Source organism: Thermaerobacillus caldiproteolyticus, from assembly GCF_013761245.1.
In the GTDB taxonomy this organism is placed as follows: Bacteria; Bacillota; Bacilli; order Bacillales; family Anoxybacillaceae; genus Thermaerobacillus; species Thermaerobacillus caldiproteolyticus.
This window is the reverse complement of sequence record NZ_JACDUT010000001.1, coordinates 515,052-539,900: the sequence shown is the minus strand read 5'-3', so window position 1 is coordinate 539,900 and position 24,849 is coordinate 515,052. Positions and strand designations below refer to the sequence as shown.

25 protein-coding genes are annotated in these 24,849 nt (G+C 42.3%); 18 read left to right on the top strand and 7 right to left on the bottom strand.

The annotated features are described in order from the left end of the window. Positions 1-2: 2 nt before the first annotated feature. Complete coding sequence (locus tag HNR31_RS02750; RefSeq protein ID WP_181554715.1) at positions 3-317, bottom strand: hypothetical protein; 315 nt, start codon at positions 315-317, stop codon at positions 3-5. A gap of 185 nt (positions 318-502) precedes the next feature. On the opposite strand from HNR31_RS02750, the gene HNR31_RS02745 reads away from it, so the two are divergent. Both HNR31_RS02745 and argH read left to right on the top strand, forming a co-directional pair. Next, positions 503-1,711 (top strand): argininosuccinate synthase, encoded by a 1,209-nt coding sequence (locus HNR31_RS02745; protein WP_181554714.1) that lies wholly within the window; start codon positions 503-505, stop codon positions 1,709-1,711. Next, positions 1,708-3,078 (top strand): argininosuccinate lyase, encoded by a 1,371-nt coding sequence (gene argH / locus HNR31_RS02740; RefSeq protein ID WP_181554713.1) that lies wholly within the window; start codon positions 1,708-1,710, stop codon positions 3,076-3,078. Before HNR31_RS02745 ends, argH begins: the two co-directional genes overlap by 4 nt. Positions 3,079-3,164: 86 nt before the next feature. Here argH and HNR31_RS02735 read toward each other — a convergent pair whose 3' ends face one another. Beyond that, positions 3,165-3,617 (bottom strand): universal stress protein, encoded by a 453-nt coding sequence (locus tag HNR31_RS02735; RefSeq protein ID WP_181554712.1) that lies wholly within the window; start codon positions 3,615-3,617, stop codon positions 3,165-3,167. 110 nt (positions 3,618-3,727) lie between these two features. Here HNR31_RS02735 and HNR31_RS02730 point away from each other — a divergent pair, with 110 nt between their 5' ends. From HNR31_RS02730 to ald, 4 genes are all read left to right on the top strand, one after another. Beyond that, the gene (locus tag HNR31_RS02730) at positions 3,728-3,871 is read left to right on the top strand and encodes a hypothetical protein (protein WP_181554711.1); all 144 of its coding nucleotides are present in this window, start codon (positions 3,728-3,730) and stop codon (positions 3,869-3,871) included. Between the two features lie 358 nt (positions 3,872-4,229). Beyond that, complete coding sequence (locus HNR31_RS02725) at positions 4,230-4,988, top strand: SDR family oxidoreductase (protein WP_181554710.1); 759 nt, start codon at positions 4,230-4,232, stop codon at positions 4,986-4,988. 54 nt (positions 4,989-5,042) lie between these two features. Further along, entirely contained in the window at positions 5,043-5,411 is a 369-nt protein-coding gene (locus HNR31_RS02720) for a hypothetical protein (RefSeq protein ID WP_181554709.1), read from the top strand. Positions 5,412-5,482: 71 nt separating this feature from the next. Then, positions 5,483-6,604: an alanine dehydrogenase gene (gene ald / locus HNR31_RS02715; RefSeq protein WP_181554708.1), complete on the top strand. Its 1,122-nt coding sequence runs from the start codon at positions 5,483-5,485 to the stop codon at positions 6,602-6,604. Positions 6,605-6,701: 97 nt separating this feature from the next. Here ald and HNR31_RS02710 read toward each other — a convergent pair whose 3' ends face one another. Continuing rightward, positions 6,702-7,796 carry a M24 family metallopeptidase gene (locus HNR31_RS02710; RefSeq protein ID WP_181554707.1) on the bottom strand — a complete coding sequence of 365 codons (1,095 nt, stop codon included), beginning with the start codon at positions 7,794-7,796 and terminating at the stop codon, positions 6,702-6,704. 139 nt (positions 7,797-7,935) lie between these two features. On the opposite strand from HNR31_RS02710, the gene HNR31_RS02705 reads away from it, so the two are divergent. Next, the gene (locus HNR31_RS02705) at positions 7,936-8,616 is read left to right on the top strand and encodes a metal-dependent hydrolase (protein WP_181554706.1); all 681 of its coding nucleotides are present in this window, start codon (positions 7,936-7,938) and stop codon (positions 8,614-8,616) included. Positions 8,617-8,754: 138 nt separating this feature from the next. Beyond that, positions 8,755-10,071, top strand: a complete 1,317-nt coding sequence (locus HNR31_RS02700) for a CBS domain-containing protein (protein ID WP_181554705.1) — start codon at positions 8,755-8,757, stop codon at positions 10,069-10,071. 15 nt (positions 10,072-10,086) lie between these two features. Here HNR31_RS02700 and HNR31_RS02695 read toward each other — a convergent pair whose 3' ends face one another. Further along, positions 10,087-10,398: a YtpI family protein gene (locus tag HNR31_RS02695; RefSeq protein ID WP_181554704.1), complete on the bottom strand. Its 312-nt coding sequence runs from the start codon at positions 10,396-10,398 to the stop codon at positions 10,087-10,089. Positions 10,399-10,519: 121 nt separating this feature from the next. On the opposite strand from HNR31_RS02695, the gene HNR31_RS02690 reads away from it, so the two are divergent. Further along, positions 10,520-11,464, top strand: coding sequence for a DHH family phosphoesterase (locus tag HNR31_RS02690; RefSeq protein ID WP_181554703.1), 945 nt, complete (start codon positions 10,520-10,522; stop codon positions 11,462-11,464). A gap of 40 nt (positions 11,465-11,504) precedes the next feature. Here HNR31_RS02690 and ytrI read toward each other — a convergent pair whose 3' ends face one another. Both ytrI and HNR31_RS02680 read right to left on the bottom strand, forming a co-directional pair. Next, positions 11,505-12,011 (bottom strand): sporulation membrane protein YtrI, encoded by a 507-nt coding sequence (gene ytrI / locus HNR31_RS02685; RefSeq protein WP_181554702.1) that lies wholly within the window; start codon positions 12,009-12,011, stop codon positions 11,505-11,507. Next, positions 12,008-12,349: a YtrH family sporulation protein gene (locus HNR31_RS02680; RefSeq protein WP_181554701.1), complete on the bottom strand. Its 342-nt coding sequence runs from the start codon at positions 12,347-12,349 to the stop codon at positions 12,008-12,010. Before HNR31_RS02680 ends, ytrI begins: the two co-directional genes overlap by 4 nt. 108 nt (positions 12,350-12,457) lie before the next feature. Here HNR31_RS02680 and HNR31_RS02675 point away from each other — a divergent pair, with 108 nt between their 5' ends. From HNR31_RS02675 to HNR31_RS02640, 8 genes are all read left to right on the top strand, one after another. Further along, positions 12,458-15,790 (top strand): DNA polymerase III subunit alpha, encoded by a 3,333-nt coding sequence (locus HNR31_RS02675; RefSeq protein ID WP_181554700.1) that lies wholly within the window; start codon positions 12,458-12,460, stop codon positions 15,788-15,790. A 93-nt stretch (positions 15,791-15,883) separates the two neighbouring features. Further along, positions 15,884-17,113 (top strand): NAD(P)-dependent malic enzyme, encoded by a 1,230-nt coding sequence (locus tag HNR31_RS02670; RefSeq protein WP_181554699.1) that lies wholly within the window; start codon positions 15,884-15,886, stop codon positions 17,111-17,113. A 20-nt stretch (positions 17,114-17,133) separates the two neighbouring features. Next, entirely contained in the window at positions 17,134-17,748 is a 615-nt protein-coding gene (locus HNR31_RS02665; protein ID WP_181554698.1) for a FadR/GntR family transcriptional regulator, read from the top strand. A 73-nt stretch (positions 17,749-17,821) separates the two neighbouring features. Further along, on the top strand, positions 17,822-18,694 hold the full coding sequence (gene accD, locus HNR31_RS02660) for an acetyl-CoA carboxylase, carboxyltransferase subunit beta (protein ID WP_181554697.1): 873 nt from the start codon (positions 17,822-17,824) through the stop codon (positions 18,692-18,694). Continuing rightward, positions 18,679-19,656 (top strand): acetyl-CoA carboxylase carboxyl transferase subunit alpha, encoded by a 978-nt coding sequence (gene accA, locus HNR31_RS02655; protein ID WP_181554696.1) that lies wholly within the window; start codon positions 18,679-18,681, stop codon positions 19,654-19,656. The genes accD and accA overlap by 16 nt, the downstream gene beginning before the upstream one ends. 213 nt (positions 19,657-19,869) lie before the next feature. Beyond that, positions 19,870-20,829 (top strand): 6-phosphofructokinase, encoded by a 960-nt coding sequence (gene pfkA, locus HNR31_RS02650; RefSeq protein WP_181554868.1) that lies wholly within the window; start codon positions 19,870-19,872, stop codon positions 20,827-20,829. Between the two features lie 48 nt (positions 20,830-20,877). After that, on the top strand, positions 20,878-22,638 hold the full coding sequence (gene pyk, locus HNR31_RS02645; RefSeq protein WP_181554695.1) for a pyruvate kinase: 1,761 nt from the start codon (positions 20,878-20,880) through the stop codon (positions 22,636-22,638). Positions 22,639-22,702: 64 nt separating this feature from the next. Then, complete coding sequence (locus HNR31_RS02640) at positions 22,703-23,092, top strand: FxsA family protein (protein ID WP_181554694.1); 390 nt, start codon at positions 22,703-22,705, stop codon at positions 23,090-23,092. A 26-nt stretch (positions 23,093-23,118) separates the two neighbouring features. Here the strand turns inward: HNR31_RS02640 and ytvI are convergent, their stop codons facing one another. Further along, complete coding sequence (ytvI, locus tag HNR31_RS02635; protein WP_181554693.1) at positions 23,119-24,237, bottom strand: sporulation integral membrane protein YtvI; 1,119 nt, start codon at positions 24,235-24,237, stop codon at positions 23,119-23,121. Positions 24,238-24,350: 113 nt separating this feature from the next. Here ytvI and HNR31_RS02630 point away from each other — a divergent pair, with 113 nt between their 5' ends. Then, entirely contained in the window at positions 24,351-24,806 is a 456-nt protein-coding gene (locus HNR31_RS02630) for a DUF441 domain-containing protein (RefSeq protein WP_181554692.1), read from the top strand. Positions 24,807-24,849: the final 43 nt, after the last annotated feature.

Below are 24,849 nucleotides of genomic sequence, written 5' to 3'. Positions count from 1 at the left end.
AATTATTGATGAATTCGCACCGAAACGGTTTGATTCATCCGATACCAAATCCACAAATCATTAATAATGGAAGCTAACTCCGCAATCTCTGAATTTAATGCACATGAACGAGCGAAATTGTTTTCTTCGCCCAGTTCTTCCTGTTTTTGATTGATGATTCGTTCGAGTTCCACAATTCGGTCAGGGATGGTCCCTCGAATCTTTTCCCACTGAAGTAAAATCACGTGTTGTTCTGCTTCACTATAGTCTTCCCATTCTTTCTCAAGCTTTGGTAATGGGATGCCAAGTCGCTCGTCGTAAATAAAATACTGTTTCATGTCTCTCCCTCACTTTCCCCTGTCTTTATTGTACAAAAAAGGATGAAAAAGAACCAACAGATTCATGTGAGTATTTTTATGAATAACTATTGAAAAGATCAGCAAAAGCTGATAAAGTGATACTATATAAAATGAATAATTATTTATATAAAAGTATATTTATGTGTGAGGGAAGGGGAACCAATATGGCAAATCCGAAAATTGTATTAGCCTATTCTGGTGGTTTAGATACATCGGTCGCAATTAAGTGGCTTCAAGAGCGAGGCTATGACGTAGTTGCGTGCTGCCTTGATGTCGGTGAAGGAAAAGATCTTGATTTTATTAAAGAAAAAGCACTAAAAGTGGGAGCGGTAAAATCGTATGTCATTGATGCAAAAGAGGAGTTTGCGAATGAATATGCGCTTGTCGCATTGCAGGCCCATACTCTTTATGAAGGAAAGTATCCGCTTGTTTCGGCATTGTCTCGTCCGCTAATCGCGAAAAAATTAGTCGAGATTGCTGAGTTGGAAGGAGCCGTAGCGGTTGCGCACGGCTGCACAGGAAAAGGAAACGACCAAGTTCGTTTTGAAGTGTCGATTAAAGCATTAAATCCGAATTTAGAAGTAGTGGCGCCAGTACGTGAATGGAGCTGGTCGCGCGAAGAAGAAATTGAATATGCCAAAAAACATAACATTCCGATTCCGATTGATTTAGACAGCCCGTTTTCGATTGACCAAAACTTATGGGGCAGAAGTAACGAGTGCGGCATTTTAGAAGATCCGTGGGCAGCTCCGCCAGAGGAAGCGTATGAATTAACAGCGGCGCTTGAGAATACACCTAATGTACCGGAAATCATTGAAATCGGGTTTGAACAAGGTGTTCCAAAAACATTAAACGGAAAAGAATATTCGCTTGCTCAATTAATCCTTGAATTAAACGCAATTGCCGGAAAACATGGAGTTGGACGCATCGACCATGTGGAAAACCGTCTTGTCGGCATTAAATCACGTGAAGTGTACGAGTGCCCAGGAGCGATTACGTTAATTAAAGCACATAAAGAATTAGAAGATCTAACACTTGTGAAAGAAGTTGCTCATTTTAAACCGCTTATCGAGCAAAAATTAGCGGAAGTCATCTACAACGGTCTATGGTTTTCGCCGTTAAAAGACGCGCTAGCAGCCTTCTTAAAAGAAACGCAAAAAAATGTCACCGGAGTTGTGCGCGTGAAATTGTTTAAAGGTCATGCGATCATTGAAGGACGTAAATCGGAATTCTCATTATATGATGAAAAACTGGCGACATATACATCCGAAGACCAATTTGACCATCAAGCAGCGGTCGGTTTTATTTCTCTATTCGGCTTACCTACAAAAGTATACAGCATCGTTAACAATCAAAAGAAGGTGGGCGTGTGAAAAAACTTTGGGGTGGACGGTTTACAAAAACAGCGGAAGAGTGGGTCGATGAGTTTGGCGCCTCAATCCCGTTTGACCAAGAGTTAGTCGAAGAAGATATTGAAGGCAGTATCGCCCATGTCACGATGCTTGGAAAATGCGGGATTTTGCCCAAAGAGGATGTCGAGAAAATTAAAGCAGGATTGCTCACTCTTTTGGAGAAAGCAAAAAAACAACAGCTTGAGTTTTCCGTTGCGTATGAGGATATTCATTTAAATATTGAGAAAATGCTTATCGACGAAATCGGTCCGGTCGGCGGCAAATTGCATACAGGAAGAAGCCGGAACGATCAAGTCGCGACCGACATGCATCTATATTTGCGCAAGCGAGTCAATGAAATCATCGAACTTATTAAAGAATTGCAGAAGGTGCTTGTTGAAAAAGCAGAAGCGCATGTCGAAACATTGATTCCTGGCTATACGCATTTGCAGCGGGCGCAGCCTGTTTCCTTTGCACATCATTTAATGGCGTATTTTTGGATGTTGGAACGCGATCGTGAACGTTTTGCAGAGTCATTGAAGCGGATTAACAAGTCGCCGCTCGGCGCAGGAGCGTTGGCAGGTACGACATTTCCAATTGACCGCCATTTGACGGCCGAGCTTCTCGGTTTTGAAGGAATCTATGAAAATAGTATTGATGCGGTGAGCGACCGCGATTTTATCATTGAATTTTTAAGCAACAGCGCCATGTTAATGATGCACTTGTCACGTTTTTGTGAGGAGCTGATTCTTTGGTCAAGTCAGGAGTTTCAATTCATTGAATTAGATGATGCATTCGCGACGGGAAGCAGTATTATGCCGCAAAAGAAAAATCCAGATATGGCGGAATTGATTCGCGGAAAAACGGGAAGAGTGTACGGAAATTTATTTGGCTTATTAACGGTGATGAAAGGAACGCCGCTTGCTTATAACAAAGACATGCAAGAAGATAAAGAAGGTATGTTCAATACGGTTAAAACAGTGACGGGTTCTTTAAAAATTTTTGCTGGCATGATCGCGACGATGAAAGTGAATATGAACGTCATGGAAAAAGCAACGAAACAAGATTTCTCGAACGCGACCGAGCTTGCGGACTACTTGGCCAACAAAGGGGTGCCATTCCGCAAAGCGCATGAAATTGTTGGTAAGTTAGTGTTAGCATGCATTGAAAAAGGAATGTTTTTAGCGGATTTACCGCTCTCTGTATATAAAGAAGCGTCCGAGTTGTTTGAAGAGGATATTTATGAAGTGCTGAATCCATATACAGCGGTCAACCGCCGCAATAGCGCAGGTGGAACCGGTTTTGATGAAGTGCGTCAGGCAATAAAAAAGGCAAAACAATGTTTATAAAAGGGAACGATCTGCATACAGTGTTGAGTGCCAAACAGGGTTGACTCCAAGAATGGGTCAGCCCTGTTTTTTCTTAATCTATGATTCTATTCCCCTTCTTTTTCTGTACGTACGACAAGGACATCACATTTCGCATAGCGTGTAATGTGTTCGGAAACGCTTCCAATTAACAGGCGCTCAACGGCATTTAATCCTGTTGCTCCGCAAATAATTAAATCAGCCTGATATTTAGGAGCAACTTCTTTAGCGATTTTTACTTTCGGCGAGCCAAATTCAATGTCGATTGTTACGTCTTTCAATCCTGCTTTAATCGCTTGTTTTTGATAATTATCCAATAGCTCTTTTGCATATTTCTCAGCACGTTCTGTTACTGTGAGGTCATATCCATCCACTATTGCAAAGCTTCGAACGTCAATAATATGAGAAAGAATGAGCTTTGCATCATTTCGTTTCGCGATTTGAATCGCTTTTTTAAACGCCCACTCTGCCTCTTTCGACCCGTCTATCGCTACAACAATCGTTTTATACGTCATCGCCATTTTCCCCACTCCCTTTTGGATAGAAATGTCATTTCTAATAACAGTATATCATAGGAAAAAGAAGGGAGACTAACGTTGTCATGACATTTTTATGAAAAGGGGGGGCAGCGATGGAAAAGAACGATAAAAAAACATTGTATTACGATGAAGAAGCCGTACAGACGATTAGTGAGCAAATTACGGATGCGTATCATAGCGGTGTTATTGAACAAGAGGAAGCTTATTATCATCCAAAACGTGAAATCGGCGAATAATCAACGCATCATCATGGCGTATACACGTCATGATGATTTTTTATAAGAAAAAGCATAAAGAGAAAAGGAAACGATTTATTGAACGATGCCTAGATGCCATATAGGTACAAAAGAGTGACAAATCTCAATTTTGTTCTAACCGCTTGAAAGTACTAGCATTTTTTTGACATCATGTTTAGGCAGAGCTTCTTTTTCTTTCTTGTTGTTTTTCAGTTTGTAGGAGGAAACGAAGGGCATTAGACTTTATCGCATATATGATGGCGCTTTTATTTTTAGCGCGGGGGAAGTATCATAGATGTTTTTCTTAGCGATTTTATAGTAAAGTAAAATTAAACACTGTTTATGGGGAGGAATAACTGTGCGACATGCCCTCATAACGGCCGGAGCGAAAGGACTAGGGAGAAAAGTGACAGAAATGTTGCTTGAAAAAGGCTATTCGGTGACAGTGAACTATCGAAGTGATGAAACGGCTGTAAAATCATTGCAAGAGAAATATGCGCATCTTTCAGAACGGCTTCAGTTTGTAAAAGGAGATGTCACAAGAAAAGATGATTTGTATCGTCTTGTTGATCAGGCGTTCGAAAGGTTTGGGCGCATTGATTTTTTAATTAATAACGCAGGACCGTATATTTTTGAAAGAAAAAAATTAGCTGACTATGATGAAGACGAATGGTATGAAATGATCGAAGGGAATTTAAGTGCGGTTTTTCATTTATTTAAAAAAACGATTCCCATTATGCGCAAGCAGCGGTTTGGCCGCATTATTACATACGGGTTCCAAGGAGCAGCAAGCGCTCCGGGATGGCTGCATCGTTCTGCGTTCGGTGCTGCCAAAGTCGGACTTGTATCGTTAACAAAAACGATCGCGGTGGAAGAAGCTGAATATGGCATTACTGCAAATATGATTTGCCCTGGAAATATTGTAGGCGATATGAAGGAAGCGACGATTGCCGATTCACGAAAAATCAAGGACGATATGACCCCCATTGGTCGATCAGGGACAGGGGAAGACATTGCGCGAGTTGTGGCGTTTTTATGCGAGGAAAACTCGGATATGATTACAGGGACGGTCATTGAAGTCACAGGGGGACTCGATGTCATACATCGTTATCGTTAATGTGAATATTTTTCCAAAAATCATCTCATTCTAACGTAATGAGGTGATTTTTTTATGAAAAAAAGTATGATTGTCGCATTCTTAATGTTGCTGATACATCTGCCAGTAGTGTGTGCAGCTGAATTTCAGCAGGGAAATCTATTTAAAATTAAGTTAGTGTCAGAACATGAAACTGTGCAATGTGAGTATTATTCTCCTGATACGTATCAATGCGAAAAAAACGGCTATAGTTTAGACGAAAAACAGGCAAGACGTGAATTATCGCTTCTTTTTCATCAACTTCATCTTCGTCACGATGTCAAAGTTGAAGAAATGGTTCATTCTTTAGAAAAGACAGGTTATAACAATGTAAAGTTTCTTGATGTAAGATGGATGGATTCTCATCATCGTTTATTTACATGGATATGGGAGAAAGATGAGTAAATAGCTAGTATCACGCTTTACCGATAAACGGATATGTTATAGTAAGCAAATAATTTAGGAGGAATTTTATCATGAAAATCGGTATTCCAAAAGAAATAAAAAATAATGAAAACCGTGTTGCTATTACCCCAGCCGGCGTGATGACGTTAGTCAAAGCGGGGCACGACGTGTATATTGAAAAAGGAGCAGGGAGTGGATCTGGATTTTCTGATGAGGAATATGTGAAAGCTGGGGCAGCCATCGTTGATACAGCAGAAGAAGCTTGGTCGATGGATATGGTGATGAAAGTAAAAGAGCCGCTTCCAGAGGAGTACGGATATTTTCGTGAAGGATTGATTTTATTTACGTATTTGCATTTGGCACCAGAACTGGAATTGACAAAAGCGCTCATCGACAAAAAAGTTGTCGCCATCGCTTATGAGACAGTGCAATTAGCTAATGGTTCCTTGCCTCTACTGACACCGATGAGCGAAGTAGCAGGTCGAATGTCGGTACAAGTTGGTGCACAATTTTTAGAAAAGCCGCACGGTGGAAAAGGGATTTTGTTAGGGAGCGTGCCGGGAGTAAGACGCGGAAAAGTCACCATTATCGGTGGCGGAGTGGCTGGAACGAATGCGGCGAAAAAGGCTGTTGGTCTGGGAGCGGAAGTGACGATTATTGACGTCAATCCGGATCGGCTCCGCCAGCTTGATGATTTATTTGGGGATCATGTGACGACATTAATGTCAAATACGTATAATATCACCGAGTCTGTCAAAGATTCCGATTTAGTGATCGGAGCGGTTCTCATTCCGGGAGCGAAGGCACCAAAACTCGTGACGGAAGAAATGATTAAATCGATGACGCCGGGGTCGGTTGTTGTGGATATTGCGATTGACCAAGGAGGAATTTTTGAAACGACGGATCGCGTCACAACACACGATGATCCGATTTATATTAAACATGGGGTTGTTCATTATGCGGTTGCGAATATGCCGGGAGCCGTGCCGCGTACGTCTACCTTTGCGTTGACGAATGTTACGGTGCCATACGCGTTACAAATCGCTAACAAAGGATATCGGCAAGCGTGTCTAGATAATCCGGCTTTATTAAAGGGAATTAATACATTAAACGGTTACGTCACCTATGAGGCGGTGGCAAAGGCACATGGATTGACGTTTCAAGATACGAAAACATTATTAGAACAAAGTTGAATACGTTGTTGGAAGCGGGAGTCTTCGTGGTAGTTGATGATGAAAGAAACGAGCGGCGTCTTAGCTTGAGCTTTGGAAAACGCCGCTCGTTTTATCGTTATATTGTGAGCAATTCTTTTGGATAGCTTGTTAACGTTTCGACTCCATCATCAGTAATGAACACATCATCTTCGATTCGAACTCCGCCAATGGAAGGAACATAAATACCTGGTTCAATCGTAAATACCATACCGCGTTGCAATGGCATTGTGTTTGTGGCATTCATCGACGGATATTCATGAACCTCAATTCCTAATCCATGCCCGACGCGGTGGGTAAAATATGCCCCATATCCGGCTTGCTCGATGATTGCTCTTGCCTCTTTGTCGATCGATCCGATTTCTGTCCCCGGTCTGGAAGCGTGAATGGCTGCAAGCTGTGCTTTTAAGACCGTTTCGTAAATGGTTTTTTGTTCGTCTGTCGCTTTTCCCACTACGACCGTTCTTGTAATGTCAGAGCAATATCCGTCAAGGACAACACCTAAATCAAATAATACAAAATCTCCGTGTTGAACGGTCGCTAAACCCGGTACACCGTGAGGATCGGCCGTTTTTTGACCGGTTAACACCATTGTTGCAAACGACATTTCGCGCACGCCTTTTTTCTTCAGTTCGTATTCAATCGTGGCGATGATATCTAATTCCGTTTTTCCTTCAGCCAGTGCTTTAATTCCGATGTCGACGCCAAAATCGGCAAGCTCAGCGGCTTGACGCAAAATGACAATTTCTTTTTCATCTTTGATCATGCGTAATTCCCGCAGTTTTTCTTCCGCGTTGAGGAACGAGCGCACCGGAAAATACGTATGTAACTGTTCGTACCGTTCGAGAGAGAGATGGCTTTTTTCAATGGCAATTTGCTCGGGAACGACTTGTCTTGCGTTGATGTTTTTATAGATAAGCTCCCACGGATTGTCCGTATCGCTATAGCCGAGCGTGTCATATTGCCAACCTGCTCGTTTAGCTTGAGATACTTCCATTTGCGGACAAACTAACATCGGTTCACTGTTCGGGAACACTAGTAACGCCAGCAACCGTTCATGAGGATCGCTATAAAATCCGCTTAAATAAAAGACATTGGGTGTTGACGTAATCAACGCAAACGAAATATTTTGTTCTTGTAGCCATTGTGAAAAAGATTGAAGTCTTTGATTCATTTTGTTCACTTCCTTTCTACATTTTGAGAGTATCAATAATAGAGCAAGATGTAAACGATGATTTACTCTAAAGAAGGAAATTAGCAATGAATCACGAATAAGTAAGGCGGAAACGTTCGCAAGAAAGGAGAAGATAGCGTTGAAATTAACGTATCATGGACATTCCGTTGTAAAAATTGAAACAAGCGGGAAAACGATTTTCATTGACCCGTTTATTACAGGAAATGAAGCAACAGATTTAAAGGCGGATGAAGTGAAAGTCGATGCTATTTTACTTACACATGGACATAGTGATCACGTCGGTGATACTGTTCAGCTTGCTTTAAGAAATCAGGCGCTTGTCGTGGCACCGTTTGAATTGGCGACCTATCTAAGCTGGCAAGGGGTAAACGCTCATCCAATGCATATTGGTGGATCACACCAATTTGATTTTGGAAAGGTGAAATTGACACAAGCGTTCCACGGCTCAAGCTATATTGATGAGAACAAGCAAATCATTTATACAGGAATGCCGTGCGGAATTTTATTTTCTGCTGAAGGAAAAACGATTTATCATGCAGGAGATACGGGATTGTTTTCGGATATGAAGCTCATTGGCGAGCGCAACGACATTGATGTGGCCTTTTTACCGATTGGGGACAACTTTACGATGGGACCAGAAGATGCTGCGTTGGCTGCTGAATGGCTTCGCGCTAAAACCGTTGTTCCGATTCATTACAATACGTTCCCGCTTATTGAACAAGATCCACACCGATTTGTGGGAATGCTAAAAGATGGAGTCGGTAAAGTGTTGCAGCCGGGAGAAAGCATTGAGTTGTAACATGTAAAAAAGGAGACGTCTCACAAACAATGAGGCGCTCCTTTTTTGTTGAAAAAATCGACACTCGCTAGCTTCGTTGAATCAAGCGCCGTTCCCCCGTATAATGAAAATAGGACATCTTGTAAAGGGTGAAGAAATTTGGCGACAAAACATGAACAAATTTTACAATATATTGACAGTCTTCCGGTTGGAGAGAAAATTTCCGTTCGGCAAATTGCCAAGGAAATGGGGGTAAGTGAAGGCACGGCTTATCGCGCGATTAAAGATGCGGAAAATAAAGGGTATGTAAGCACGATTGAGCGTGTTGGAACGATTCGGATTGAGCGGAAAAAGAAAGAGAATATTGAAAAGCTGACATATGCGGAAGTCGTCAATATTGTTGATGGGCAAGTATTAGGGGGACGAGAAGGATTACATAAGACGCTCAACCGTTTTGTCATTGGCGCGATGAAGCTGGAGGCAATGATGCGCTACACCGGAGCGGGCGATTTGTTAATTGTCGGGAACCGGACGAAAGCGCACCAGCTTGCTTTAGAAGCGGGAGCAGCCGTGTTAATTACCGGCGGTTTTGATACAGATGAGTATGTGAAAAGATTAGCCGATGAATTGCAGCTCCCGATTATTTCGACGAGTTATGATACATTTACCGTTGCAACAATGATTAACCGTGCCATTTACGACCAATTGATAAAAAAAGAAATCGTTCTTGTCGAGGACATTTTAATCCCGCTGGAGAAAACGATCTATTTAGAAACGACGGATAAGGTCGAGAAGTGGTATCAGCTCAATCGTGAAACAAAGCATAGCCGCTTTCCGGTTGTCGATTCCCAATTGAAAGTACAAGGAATGGTGACAGCGAAAGATGTGCTTGATTGTGACCGTGAGCTGCTGATTGAAAAAGTCATGACAAAACATCCGATCACGGTGAACGGAAAAATGTCGGTGGCTTCTGCTTCTCACATGATGGTATGGGAAGGGATTGAACTATTGCCTGTGATCGATGAACATAATCGCTTACAAGGAATTATTAGCCGCCAGGATGTATTAAAAGCGTTACAAATGGTTCAGCGTCAGCCGCAAGTTGGAGAAACGATTGACGATATTATTACAAGCCAATTTCGCGAGTCTGACAGCGATCAAAAAGCAGAAAACGTCTTTCGTTGTACGATTACGCCGCAAATGACGAACTATTTAGGAACGTTATCGTATGGAGTGTTTACGACGATCGTGACAGAAGCAGCGACGCGAGCATTACGTTTTTATAAGCGCGGCGATTTAGTGATAGAAAATATTACGATTTATTTTATTAAGCCGGTGCAAATTGAAAGCACAATTGACATCAAAGCGAAGCTGCTAGAAGTCGGGCGGAAATTTGGAAAAGTTGACGTCGAAGTATACAATGAGGGGACCGTTGTCGGCAAAGCGCTGATGATGTGCCAGTTAATTGATCGCTAAAAAGAAAACGGGGATTTAGGCCCCGTTTCTTGCCATTTGCTTTGCTTCTTCGATGACAAGAGGCAAGTAATGCTTGTAGGCGCGATAACCAGCCCATACACTTCCGCCACCAATAAGCAAGAAAATGACTCCAACAATGAAAGAGATCATCGATGAATGAAGAAAAAACTGATTGATGCCGAAGAAAAAGACAAACGAGCCAAGTGCCATGCTTGATTTAGCGGCAATCCAGCGGCGTTCTACCGGGCGATGGCTCCGAAAGTATTTGATTTTATAGTACGCATAAAACGAAAGCGAAAATATAATCAAAATAACAAATACAGGCATAGGCGAACCTCCATCTTTCGTCTTAATCCCATTGTACATAGAAATGAGGAAGAATTCTAGCAACGAATTCTATTTTTCACTTATAATGAAAGAAAACAATCGCAAAAAGAGGAGAACTTATATGAACGAGAAAGCATTGCAAATTTTAGAGACGATTCGACAGTTTGATACAATTATTATTCATCGACATGTACGTCCAGATCCAGATGCGTATGGTTCTCAAGGGGGATTGGCCGAAATTTTAAAAGCTTCTTTTCCTGAAAAAGCGATTTATACAGTGGGGAAAGAAGAAGAGTCGCTCCAGTTTTTACGACGGTTAGACAAAATCGATGACGACGTATACGAAAATGCGCTTGTTATCGTTTGTGATACGGCCAATCAAGAGCGAATTTGTGACGGCCGCTACCGACTAGGGAAAAAGCTGATTAAAATCGACCACCATCCGAACGAAGATCCGTACGGCGATCTTTTATGGGTCGATACAAACGCCAGCTCCACAAGCGAAATGATTTACGAGTTTTATTTGGCAGGCAAAGATAAGGGACTGGTGATGACAAAAGAAGCGGCACGCCTCATTTATGCGGGAATTGTCGGTGATACAGGCCGCTTTCTTTTTCCAAGAACGAGCCAAAAAACATTTCAATATGCCAGTGAACTCATTGAGTATGGCTTTTCATTAGCAGAGCTGTATGATGGGTTATATCGTACAAAGGTCAATGTCGCTCATTTAAGCGGCTATGTGTTACAAAATTTCCAACTTTCTTCATCTGGTGTGGCGTCAGTAAAGATGACGAAAGAATTGCTATGCGAGTATAACGTAACTCCTTCGGAAGCATCCCAGCTTGTCAGCCTCCTCGGTAATATTGAGGGAATTACTGCGTGGGTCTTTTTCATTGAAGAAGAAAAGGAAATTCGCGTTCGCTTCCGTTCAAAAGGACCGATTGTTAATGAAGTAGCGAAAAAATATAAAGGCGGGGGTCACCCGTTAGCCGCAGGCGCTTCCATTTATTCATGGGAAGATGCTGATCGTGTCATTGCTGACTTAGAAGCGATTTGTCGTTCCTGAAATAACAATGTCCCGACGCAATTGTGCTCGGGACATTGCTTTATGAATTGACCGGTTTTAATCTTAATTCAATCGACAAGGTGGTAAATAAAAAAAGTTCTTGGATTTCGAGCCTGTATGTCTGTTCATTAATCCTATATGTTTTATTTTCAATCGCTTTTGTTAATAATTCTTTACTTTTATAGACCGTTTCGATATCTTTGGCAATAAGATGGGAAATGTCTTCTTTGACGCTTTCTTGAATGCGAAAGGTCGTGTAAGAATCCAGCTTGTATTGCTCTGCGTTGATAAGACGAATGTGAATTTCCTGTACTGTTAATTTTTTTTTGTTGATTTTATTCAGCTTAATGTAGTCCTCTTGCCAAATACGAATATCGTTTTTTAAATCGGCGATTTGATCATTTAATTCAGCGATTGTGCGCACATGTTCTTCTTGTAAAACGCCAAATAGATGTAAAAATACAAACCAACTAATGATCGCACCAACCGCTACTCCGGCAAAAAAGCGTTGCCATGTGGGCAGGCGGTAATAAGGGGGAATTCTCATGGGGAAATATGCTCCTGTGTTAACCAATTTACGATCGTTACGCCTGTTTGCGCGCCACCCATCGCCGAAAGAATGAGAAGAAATTGCTTAATGATATCACGAGTTTCTCCTAAAAATAAGCCGCGTTCAACGCTATAAAACGTATCAAACGTCCCGCCGATTGCAGCTACGACGGCCCAAATTTTTAAGTCGCCTGCAAACCGATACATCGCTGTTAATGGCTGCTCACCTGTTAAAAATGCTCCTAATCCTCCGATCAAAGCGCCGCCGAACAGCACGCCTAACGCGATAAAGTAACTTTGAATAAAAGCCGGTAAAAACGCTAATTTCATACTCATTGTCGCCTCAGTCCTTTCTTTTACTATGTATATGGACAATCGATCAGGAGTATGTTTTGCGTTTTCAAAGTTTCGTCGACTATAATGAAGGAAAAAGGAGGGAGTGCGTTGTCGTTTGTTCACCTTCATGTTCGGAGCGGTTATAGTTTGCTAAATAGTACGGCTAAAATTCCCGATTTAGTGAAAAGAGCGAGCGAATTAGGATTTCAGGCACTCGCCTTAACCGATGAAGATGTGTTATATGGAGCCATTCCCTTTTATCAAGAATGTAAAAAATATGGAATAAATCCGATTATTGGTATGATCGCGCGTATACAGATGGAAGAAGAGACATATCCGCTTGTGTTATTAGCAAAAAACGAAATTGGCTATCGTCATTTACTCAAAATCAGTAGTACGATTCAAACAAAAACAGTGAACGGAATCCCCGAAAAATGGATGGAGCATTATCATGATGGGATAATCGCGCTCACTCCCGGAAAAGACGGTTATATTGAAAGATTGCTGCGCCGCCATCAGAAGAAGAAGGCGCTTGAGATCGTGATGCGATATAAGCGTATATTTGGTGATGATGCTTTTTACATAGCGATTCAGCGCCACGGATTACAAGAGGATGGTGAATGGCAAGGCGAACTTATCCGTCTGAGTGAAGAAACGAATACGCCGCTTGTCGCCACGAACGATGTTCATTATATCGAAAAAGAAGATGCCTTCGTTCATGATTGCTTACTTGCGATGAAACAAGGGGTAAAACTTCAAGACGAAGGAAGGAGACGATTACCGAATAGCGAATACTATTTAAAATCAACTAATGAAATGATCGAGCTGTTTTCTGATATACCAGAGGCGATTGAAAATACTGTAAAAATCGCACGACAATGCCATGTCGATATTGAACTGGGAAATCGCATGCTGCCAAAATATCCGGTACCGACAAATCAATCAGCTGATGGCTATTTGCGCGATCTTTGTTTTCAAGGACTGCATGAACGTGTTTTGTCCCCTTCTTCGGAGTATATAGCGCGCTTGAACTATGAGTTGGAGATTATTCAGCAAATGAAGTTTAGCGACTATTTTTTAATCGTTTGGGATTTTATGAAGTTTGCAAGGAAGCGAGGAATTTTGACGGGACCTGGGCGCGGATCGGCGGCAGGCTCTCTAGTGGCATACGTTCTTTATATTACAAACGTGGACCCTCTCGAACACGGCTTATTGTTTGAACGATTTTTAAATCCGGAGCGCGTGTCAATGCCCGATATTGATATTGATTTTCCGGATGAACGCCGCGATGAAGTCATTCAATATGTGGCCAATAAGTATGGAAAACAACATGTCGCGCAAATTATTACGTTTGGTACATTCGGAGCAAGAGCGGCACTTCGCGATGTCGGAAGGGTCATGGGGGTAACGACAGCAGAAATCGATCAGCTGGTAAGGCAAATTCCCGCTAAATTAGGCGTGACCCTTCAAGAAGCATACGAGCAATCGCTGTCTTTTCGGCAAGCGGTGAGTTCGTCACCAACAATGCAAGAATGGTTTGAAACCGCTTTGAAATTAGAAGGTCTACCGCGCCATACATCGATCCATGCGGCAGGAGTTGTCATCAGTGAACAGCCGCTTTCCGACATCGTGCCGCTGCAGCAAGGGCATGACGACATCTATGTCACGCAATATCCGATGGATGTGTTAGAACAACTAGGATTATTAAAAATGGATTTTCTCGGATTGCGTACACTAACATTTATCGGGAATATATGTGCTCTCATTCATCGCCATACAGGAAGCACGGTCGACTTACAAACCATTCCGTTTGATGATGCTAAAACGTACGCGCTATTAAGTGAAGGAGATACAAGCGGGATTTTTCAGCTCGAATCAGAGGGGATGAAAACCGTTTTAAAACAGCTAAAGCCGTCTCAATTTGAAGACATTGTCGCTGTCAATGCTTTATACCGTCCGGGACCAATTGATTATATTCCCGTATATATTAGGCGGAAACATGGGCATGAAACCGTTACCTACCTTCACTCTGACTTGGAACCGATATTACGGTCCACATACGGTGTATTAATTTATCAGGAACAAATTATGCAAATTGCTGCAAAAATCGCGGGTTTCTCGCTCGGACAAGCGGATTTGCTTCGCCGAGCCGTGGGCAAGAAGAAAAAAGACATTCTTGACCAAGAAAGAGAGCACTTTGTGAAAGGATGTATCGAAAACGGATATGGCGAAGCGGTAGCCGATAAAGTATACGACTTAATTGTACGATTTGCCAACTACGGTTTTAACCGAAGCCATGCCGTTGCTTATAGCATGATTGCCTATCAGCTCGCTTATTTAAAAGCACATTATCCGTTATACTTTTATGCAGCGTTATTGACAAGTGTCATTGGTGATGAGGAAAAAATCGCTGCTTATATTTGCGAAATGAGACAAAAAGGGATATCATTGTTTCCACCTTCTGTAAATCAAAGTAATTACTCCTTTTCCATAGAAAAAGGGGGAATTCGCTATAGCCTTGCTTCCATTAAACATATCGGCACGGCAGCGGTAAAAGCAATTGTGCAAGAACGGAAAAAACGGCCGTTTACCGATTTCTTTGATTTTTGTACCCGTCTATGGGGAAAAGCGATCAATCGGAAAACGATAGAATCTTTTATTTTAGCCGGATGTTTCGATGAATTTGGCGTTGAGCGTGCTTCTTTACTAGCGAGTATAGATATTGCACTTGAACATGCAGAATTAATGGGACCGTATACGGATGCAGATAGCGATTTATTTGCGAACGAATGGTCGTTTAAACCAAAATATGTGGAAACGTCCCCTCTTTCTGTTGATGAAAAGCTATCACATGAAAAGGAGTTGCTCGGTGTTTATGTCTCCCCTCACCCGGTAACGTTATATAGACAGCGCATTCAAGCAGTCGGGACGCGGCCGATCGCTCATGTAGGAAAAGGAAGAGTTGAGCAGGCTGTTCACGTCGGTGCTTATCTTTTACGCGAGCGGAAAACACGGACGAAAAAGGGAGAAGAAATGGCATTTTTGACCATCAGCGATGAAAGTGGTGAGATGGAAGCTGTCGCCTTTCCTGATGTGTATCGTCGCTATTTTTCTTTTCTACAAAAAAGCAGCGTAGTAGTGTTAGAAGGAAAAGTAGATGTTCGCGGAACCAAAGTGCAATTGGTTATTAAAAAGGTTATCCCAATCGACAAGCTACACGCACTTTATGTGAAAATTTGTCCAGATCATATGGCAACAGGGAAGTTATCGAAACTAAAAAACATTTTGCAAAAACATCGAGGAGAGGTCCCTGTATTCCTTTATTACGAAAAAGAACGGAAAACCGTAAAACTTTCAGAGGAATACGGAGTCGATGCTACCGCTGAATGTGTAACCGAGCTGAAAGAACTACTAGGCAACGAATATGTTGTACTAAAATAATATTTCTTTACTATTCGTGCATTTTGTTATATTGTATAAACATTAGGTGGTCAGACCAGTCTTGTTTGACCGTATGGTAAGGAGTGAGTCATGTTGTCTTTACGTGAGGAAGCGTTACATATTCACAGAACACATCAAGGAAAACTAGAAGTAAAAGCAAAATTTCCGATTACGAACGCTGAACAACTGAGCTTAGCCTATTCACCGGGCGTGGCAGAGCCTTGTAAGGAAATTTCCCAAAACCGCGATCATGTCTATGACTACACGATGAAAGGAAATAGCGTGGCGGTGGTGACGGATGGAACAGCTGTATTAGGGCTTGGAAATATTGGACCTGAAGCTGCTTTGCCGGTGATGGAAGGAAAAGCGGCGTTATTCAAATGCTTTGCAGGAGTCGATGCGTTCCCAATTTGCTTGAATACAACTGATGTTGATCATATTGTTCAAACGGTAAAATGGTTAGAACCGACATTTGGCGGGATTAACTTAGAAGATATTGCAGCGCCGAATTGCTTTCTCATTGAAGAACGGTTGAAAAAAGAGTTACAAATTCCAGTCTTCCATGATGATCAGCATGGAACAGCGATTGTTACGGTCGCTGGGCTTCTTAATGCGTTAAAAATTGTAAAAAAACAGCTGAAAGACATTAAGGTCGTTATTAATGGTGCTGGTGCAGCAGGAATTGCGATTATTAAACTTCTTTATCGCTACGGTGTTCGTCATATCATTATGTGCGATTCAAAGGGAGCAATTTTTGAAGGGCGTCCGTATGGTATGAATCGGATGAAAGAAGAAGTAGCAAAAGTGACAAACCCTGAAAAAATTGAAGGACCTTTACAAGAGGTCATCAAAGGAGCGGACGTCTTTATCGGCGTTTCCGTGGCCGGAGCGTTAACAAAAGAAATGATTCGAATGATGAACGATCAACCAATTATTTTTGCGATGGCGAACCCTGTGCCGGAAATTATGCCAGAAGAAGCGATAGAGGCAGGAGCTGCTGTTATTGGTACCGGTCGATCCGATTATCCAAACCAAGTGAACAACGTTCTGGCGTTTCCAGGAATTTTTCGCGGTGCTTTAGACGTGCGAGCAAAGCAAATTAACGAAGAGATGAAAATCGCTGCAGTCGAAGCAATCGCTTCGTTAATTACGGAGAACGAATTGCAGCCAAACTATGTTATTCCTGCGCCGTTCGATCCGCGTGTCGCTCCAGCTGTTGCCGCAGCTGTGGCAAAAGCGGCGATTGACACAGGGGTAGCGCGCATTCACATCGATCCTGAAGAAGTAGCTAGCAAAACGAGACAAATGGCTGCAATTAAGTGAGGCGAGTGGGAGCAAAAAAGATGACTTCAAAAGTCTACGTCGAGACGTTGCAACAAATTCACCGAATTATCCAAGAAGATGGGCTTGTTGCAGGTGATAAAATTCCTTCTGAACGCGAGTTATCAGAACGGTTAAAAGTGGGGCGCTCTTCAGTGCGAGAAGCATTACGCGCCCTTGAATTTCTTGGTATTATTGAAACGCGGCGCGGTGAAGGCACGTACATGAAAGAATTCGGCGAGCATCAGCTCATTGACCTGTTAGGAACGTTTATTTTGCAAGAGGAAAAAGCAAAAACAGATTTAGTAGAAACGAAGGTGCTACTGGAACAACTTTGTTTACAATTAGCCTGCAAGCGCCGTAGCCAAACAAAGCTTGATGAGCTGAAAAAAATGATTCGACAAAAAACGATTAATTACGAGCGCTTTTTGAAATGGGTGACCGAGGCAGGAGAGAATTATTTACTTGAGCGGATTTGGCGTGTGCTTAATGACTTTTTTACCTCAAACTATGATGCCATTTCGCTGCCTATTACCTTTTATGAAAATATGGGACATGCGTTCGAAACACAAGATATATCAGCGATCCTTGATCTATTCACTGAACATGTCGTCATGCCATTGTCGAAACAGCCATGACACGTTTTTACAAAAAATGTTGTCCATTTCATATACAGTAGTGGTAAATCAACTAGCGAAGGAGGGGCACCTCTTGCTGAAAGAGTTGTTTACGAAAAAGAAAAAATACGCTTCAATTCCTTCTGAACATGTCAAACAAGAAGTTCCTGAAGGAATTATGACAAAATGTCCAAAGTGCAAAAAAATTATGTATACGAAAGAACTTGTCAAAAATTTACGTGTTTGTATGAGCTGCGGCTATCATCACCCGATGCCGTCCCACGAACGGATCGCTAGTTTATTAGATGAGGGAAGTTTTCAAGAGTACGATGCCGATATGATTTCCGAGAATCCGTTACAATTTCCTGATTATCTAGAAAAGCTGGAAGCCGATCGCCGCAAATCAAAATTAAATGAAGCGGTCATTACGGGCGAAGGAACGATGAATGGGCATCGGCTTGTCATCGCGGTCATGGATTCAGCGTTTCGCATGGGAAGTATGGGTTCTGTTGTTGGTGAGAAAATTACGCGCGCCATTGAAAAGGCAATGGAGCTTCGCGTGCCTTTTATTATTTTTACCGCTTCTGGCGGAGCACGCATGCAAGAAGGGGTATTAAGCCTTATGCAAATGGCAAAAACGAGCGCAGCGCTGAAGCTGTTTAGTGATGAAGGCGGACTCATTATTTCTGTGATGACCCATCCGACAACAGGCGGTGTATCTGCGAGCTTTGCTTCTTTAGGTGACTATAACTTCGCGGAGCCGGGAGCGCTCATAGGTTTCGCCGGTCGTCGCGTCATCGAACAAACGGTGCGAGAAGAGTTACCGGAAGACTTCCAAACCGCTGAATTTTTATTGAAACACGGGCAACTTGACGCGGTCATTCACCGGCATGAGTTAAAAGAAACATTAACGAATGTTCTTGACATTCACCAAAGGGGAGGTGACGGCGAATGGTGGGAGAATTAGAATTTGAAAAGCCGTTGATAGAATTGCGAAAAAAAATTAGCGAGCTCAAGGAATTTATGAAAAATGCCGATGTAGACCTTTCGGCAGAAATCGAAAAATTAGAGACACGATTGGAAAAGCTCGAAAACGAAACATACGCGAACTTAACGCCATGGGATCGTGTGCAAATTGCACGCCATCCGAATCGTCCGACAACACTCGATTACATTGAGCGGCTGTTTACGAATTTTTTAGAATGCCACGGCGACCGTTGCTTTGGCGACGATGAAGCGATCGTTGGCGGGATTGCGAAATACCATGGGCTTCCAGTTACGGTCATCGGCCATCAGCGCGGCAAAGATACGAAAGAAAATATACGCCGCAACTTCGGAATGCCGCATCCAGAGGGCTATCGGAAAGCGTTGCGTCTCATGAAGCAAGCGGAAAAGTTTCAACGGCCGATCATTTGTTTTATTGATACAAAAGGAGCCTACCCAGGAAAAGCAGCAGAAGAACGAGGACAAAGTGAAGCGATCGCTAGAAACTTATTTGAAATGGCAGGATTTACAGTGCCGATTGTGTGCATTGTCATCGGTGAAGGGGGAAGCGGTGGTGCATTAGCCCTTGGTGTCGGCAACTATATTCATATGCTTGAAAACTCGACGTACTCCGTCATCTCGCCAGAAGGTGCGGCAGCGATTCTGTGGAAAGATGCTTCTCTTGCGCAACGGGCAGCCGAAACAATGAAAATTACCGCGTCAGATTTAAAAGAACTCGGAGTCATTGATGAAATTATTCCAGAAGTTCGCGGCGGAGCACATCGAAATGTTGACGAACAAGCAAAAGAAATTGACAAAGTGCTCAAACAATCGCTGAAACAACTGCTACAATTAAATGGGCCAGAGCTTGTGCAGCACCGATACGAAAAATTTAAGCAAATTGGTCAATTTAGGTTTTCTCGAGATTATCTTGGGATAAAATAATCATGGGGCTGTCTCATCAATGGGACAGCTTTGTTATTATTGAAAAATTTATTTTAACATTTGTGTGAAAAGTTCATTTTAAAGTTGCAAAAGAACGGTTTCTCTATTGTGTTCTACTATGCTTCGTGTTATTTTATAGAATGTTGATGAGTTTTTAAGAGGTATGAGGTCGGACTTTTGTGGAGAGAACAAATGATGAACGAGGTGAATAACGTGAAAAGAATTGGTGTATTAACGAGTGGCGGCGACTCACCAGGAATGAACGCAGCGATTCGGGCTGTTGTGCGCAAAGCCATTTACCACGGAGTAGAAGTATTCGGTGTGTATCATGGCTATGCAGGACTGATTGCAGGACACATTAAAAAACTTGAGGTAGGCGATGTTGGGGACATTATTCATCGCGGCGGCACGATGTTATACACGGCACGTTGCCCGGAATTTAAAACGTTAGAAGGGCAGCTAAAAGGTATTGAACAATTGAAAAAGCATGGAATCGAAGGATTGGTCGTTATCGGTGGAGACGGCTCTTATCAAGGGGCGAAAAAATTAACAGAGCACGGGTATCCATGTGTTGGGGTGCCAGGAACGATTGATAATGACATTCCGGGGACTGATTTTACGATCGGCTTTGATACGGCATTAAATACCGTTATTGATGCGATCGACAAAATTCGTGATACCGCTACTTCTCATGAGCGTACATATGTGATTGAAGTCATGGGACGTCATGCTGGAGATATCGCACTTTGGGCAGGTCTTGCTGGTGGTGCAGAAACAATTTTAATTCCGGAAGCGGACTATGATATGGATGATATCATCGCTCGTTTAAAACGAGGACATGAGCGTGGTAAAAAGCATAGTATTATCATCGTTGCTGAAGGTGTCGGAAGCGGAGTTGAATTCGGAAACCAAATTCAAGAAGCGACCGGATTCGAAACGCGTGTAACTGTATTAGGACACGTGCAACGCGGTGGTTCACCAACGGCATTTGACCGTGTTTTAGCAAGTCGTTTAGGCGCTCGTGCAGTTGAGTTGTTGCTTGAAGGAAAAGGTGGACGCTGTGTCGGTATTCAAAATAACCGCCTCGTCGATCACGACATTATTGAAGCTTTATCACAAACGCATACGGTTGACCAAAAAATGTATCAATTATCGAAAGAACTTTCGATTTAAAACATGGTATCGTTACCATATATATGAATGAAAGGAAGAATAGAACATATGCGGAAAACAAAAATCGTTTGTACGATTGGTCCGGCAAGTGAAAGTGTGGAGAAGCTTGTCGAGTTGATCGAAGCGGGGATGAATGTAGCGCGTTTGAATTTTTCCCACGGCGATTATGCAGAGCACGGTCAACGTATCCAAAATATTCGTGAGGCGGCGAAAAGAACAGGGAAAACGGTAGCGATTCTTTTAGATACAAAAGGTCCGGAAATTCGTACACATAACATGGAAAATGGGGCTATTGAACTACAAGAGGGATCACAACTCATCATTTCCATGGATGAAGTGCTTGGTACACCAGAACGAATTTCTGTTACGTATGAAGGACTTATTGATGATGTAACTCTTGGTGCCAAAATCCTTCTTGATGATGGGTTAATCGGACTAGAAGTGTTATCTGTCAATAAACAAGCGCGCGAAATTACGACAAAAGTTCTTAATGGCGGTGTATTGAAAAATAAAAAAGGGGTAAACGTACCGGGTGTCCGTGTCAATTTACCGGGGATTACGGAAAAAGACCGTCAAGACATTTTATTCGGAATTGAACAAGGCATTGATTTTATCGCTGCTTCGTTTGTGCGCCGTGCCTCGGATGTATTAGAAATTCGTGAGTTGTTAGAGGCAAACGATGCACTTGATATTAAAATCATTCCAAAAATCGAGAACCAAGAAGGCGTCGACAATATTGATGAAATTCTTGAAGTAGCGGACGGACTTATGGTGGCGCGCGGTGATTTAGGAGTGGAAATCCCAGCGGAAGAAGTGCCGCTTGTGCAAAAGGAACTCATCAAAAAATGCAATGCGCTCGGTAAGCCTGTAATTACCGCGACGCAAATGTTGGATTCGATGCAACGCAATCCACGGCCGACGCGGGCAGAAGCGAGCGATGTGGCAAATGCTATTTTTGACGGTACCGATGCGATTATGTTATCAGGAGAAACCGCAGCGGGGCTTTATCCTGTTGAAGCAGTAAAAACGATGCACCAAATTGCTTCGCGCACAGAGCAAGCATTACAATATCGAGATTTATTGGCACAACGTACAAAACAAAGCGGAACGACGATTACTGATGCGATCGGTCAATCCGTTGCACATACAGCGTTAAATCTTGATGTTGCTGCGATTGTGACTCCGACGGTAAGCGGACAGACGGCGCAAATGATTTCTAAGTATCGTCCGAAAGCACCGATTGTGGCGGTTACTTCTAGCGATTCCGTATCTCGGAAATTGGCGCTTGCATGGGGAGTATATCCGCAAGTCGCTCCGCAAGTGAACACGACTGATGAAATGCTTGATATTGCTGTAGAAGCAGCAGTGAAATCAGGAATTGTCAAACATGGCGACTTGGTGGTCATTACGGCTGGCGTTCCAGTTGGAGAAACGGGTTCAACGAACTTGATGAAAGTTCATGTCATCGGTGACATCATCGCCAAAGGGCAAGGGATTGGCCGCAAATCTGCTTTCGGAAAAGTCATCACTGCGAAAACAGCTGACGAAGCGCTTAGCAAGATGACAGAAGGTGGGATTCTTGTTACCAACAGCACCGATGCAGATATGATGAAAGCACTGGAAAAGGCAGTGGCGATTATTACAGAAGAAGGCGGTTTAACAAGCCATGCGGCGGTAGTTGGCTTAAGTCTCGGTATCCCGGTAATCGTCGGAGTGCCAAACGCTACTTCGATTTTAAGAGATGGACAAGAGATTACCGTCGATGCTGGATTTGGCGCTATTTATCAAGGACATGCGAGCGTATTATAAGGTATAATAAAAACAGAGAGAATCCTCTCTGTTTTTATTCTTTTTTCAGGAAGGAAGAGGCAGCATGAAATTGTTGATAACATTGTTTATTATTGTTCCGGCATTGGAAATTTTCTTATTTCTTCTTTCTGGTCAAACGATCGGCGTATGGCCGACAGTAGCGCTTATTTTTGCCACCGGCATTATAGGAACATGGCTTGCGAAACGACAAGGCGTAACGGTCATTGAGGAAGCGAAAAACGAGCTGATGCGCGGGCGTCTTCCGAGTGAAGCGGTGTTGGATGGCATTTGCATTTTTATAGGCGGTGTTCTTTTATTAACGCCGGGATTTTTGACAGATATTGTAGGATTCATATTGCTTCTTCCAGTTACTCGTAAATTTATCAAACCGTTTCTTGTTCGCTGGCTAAAGTCCTCTTTTACCACCAAAACATTTTTCTATATAAAAAGATAAGAGCTTTCCCGTTACGGAAGGCTCTTTTATGTTGTCGGTTTCCCGATAATAAAATTCCAAATATCTTGAAAGACGTTCGCACTATGCAATGTCCGAATAATGACAAGCAATACCGGTCCGGCAATCAAGCCGAGAAATCCAATAAGCTTAAATCCAACGAATAAAGCAATTAATGTTGCCAGCGGATCAAGACCAATCGAGGATGAGAGTACTTTTGGCTCCATAATTTGCCGTTGGACTAATACAATAATATACAAAATTCCTAATCCGATGGCAAATGGGACATTTCCGCTGACGGCAGCGTAAATAATCCAAGGCACAAACACGATTCCTGTTCCTAAGTATGGTAAAATGTCAACAAGGCCAATAATCAGCGCAATCGTAATGGCATAATCGACGCGGAGAATCAATAGTCCGATTAGTACAATCACAGTTGTAATCGAAATGAGCGTTACTTGTGCTTTAATAAAACCAAATAACGCTTTTTTTAAGTTAATAAACACTGTCCGTCCGCTTGTCCGTACTTTGTGAGGCAACACTTTTTGCACCGCTCTGCTGAGCCGATACCAATCTTTGCTGATGAAAAATGTTGCCAGTAGCGAAAAGATAATGACTGTTGCCGCATTCGGCAGCCAGCCAAGCAGCTTCGGAATGTTTTGTAGCACATCTTGAATAAATTGTCCGACCGTTGTAGCAATTTTTGTACCAACCGATTGAATGTTGCTCATGATCGTACCTTGTTGATTTGCATCTAAATTTTTAAATAAAACCGCTAAATCATTATAAATTGGAATAATCTGGCTGGCAAAAAAGTCCTCGATATACATGACTAACTTTTGAAAATGTCCAGGCACAACGTCCGCTAAATATTGAGTACCTGAGACGATTTCCGCAATTAATAGCGTTACTAGCCCTGCCAAGATCGCAAATAAAAGAATTAGCACAATAGCAACAGCCAATGCGCGCGGCATTTTCGCTTTTTGTTCCAAATAGTTAACAAAAGGGTTAATCATAAAAGCAATGAAAAAAGCGATAATAAACGGATAGGTAACGGTTGATACATAATAAATGCTCAGTGCGCCAAGCGTAACAACAGCAATGACAAAAAGAAAACGAAGGGCGCTATGTAAATGATGTTTGGACAATATGCCACCTCCATATTTTTTCCATAACTATATATTACAAGTTTATATACGTGATCGTAAAGAGGAAGGTTTCATGGAAGTAAAACTACATATATAGAAAGGAAGGAAAATCATTGAATCAGCCAATTTTATTTTTGCTTATTTTGTTGGTGACAGGTATTATTGCGAAAAATCAGTCATTAATTGTAGCTGTTTCCATTTTATTGATTGTAAAATTGATCGGTCTAGAAGACAAGCTGTTGCCCACGGTTCACGCTAAAGGGATTCAATGGGGAGTAACAGTCATTACTATCGCAGTATTAGCACCAATTGCCACTGGAGAAATTGGATTTAAACAACTAGGGGAGTCACTTCAATCGTTTTCTGCTTGGATCGCCCTTTTATCTGGTATTTTTGTGGCATTAATTGCGAAAGGAGGAGTAACGCTACTATCAACGGACCCACATATGACAGCGGCTCTCGTATTTGGTACGATTATTGCTGTTTCTGTATTTCACGGCGTTGCAGTTGGGCCGTTAATCGGTGCAGGGATTGCCTATATGGTTATGAAAGTGATAGAATATTTATAAAAATCATTTTTGTGTAATAATATTTAAGAAAGATTGAGTTGTT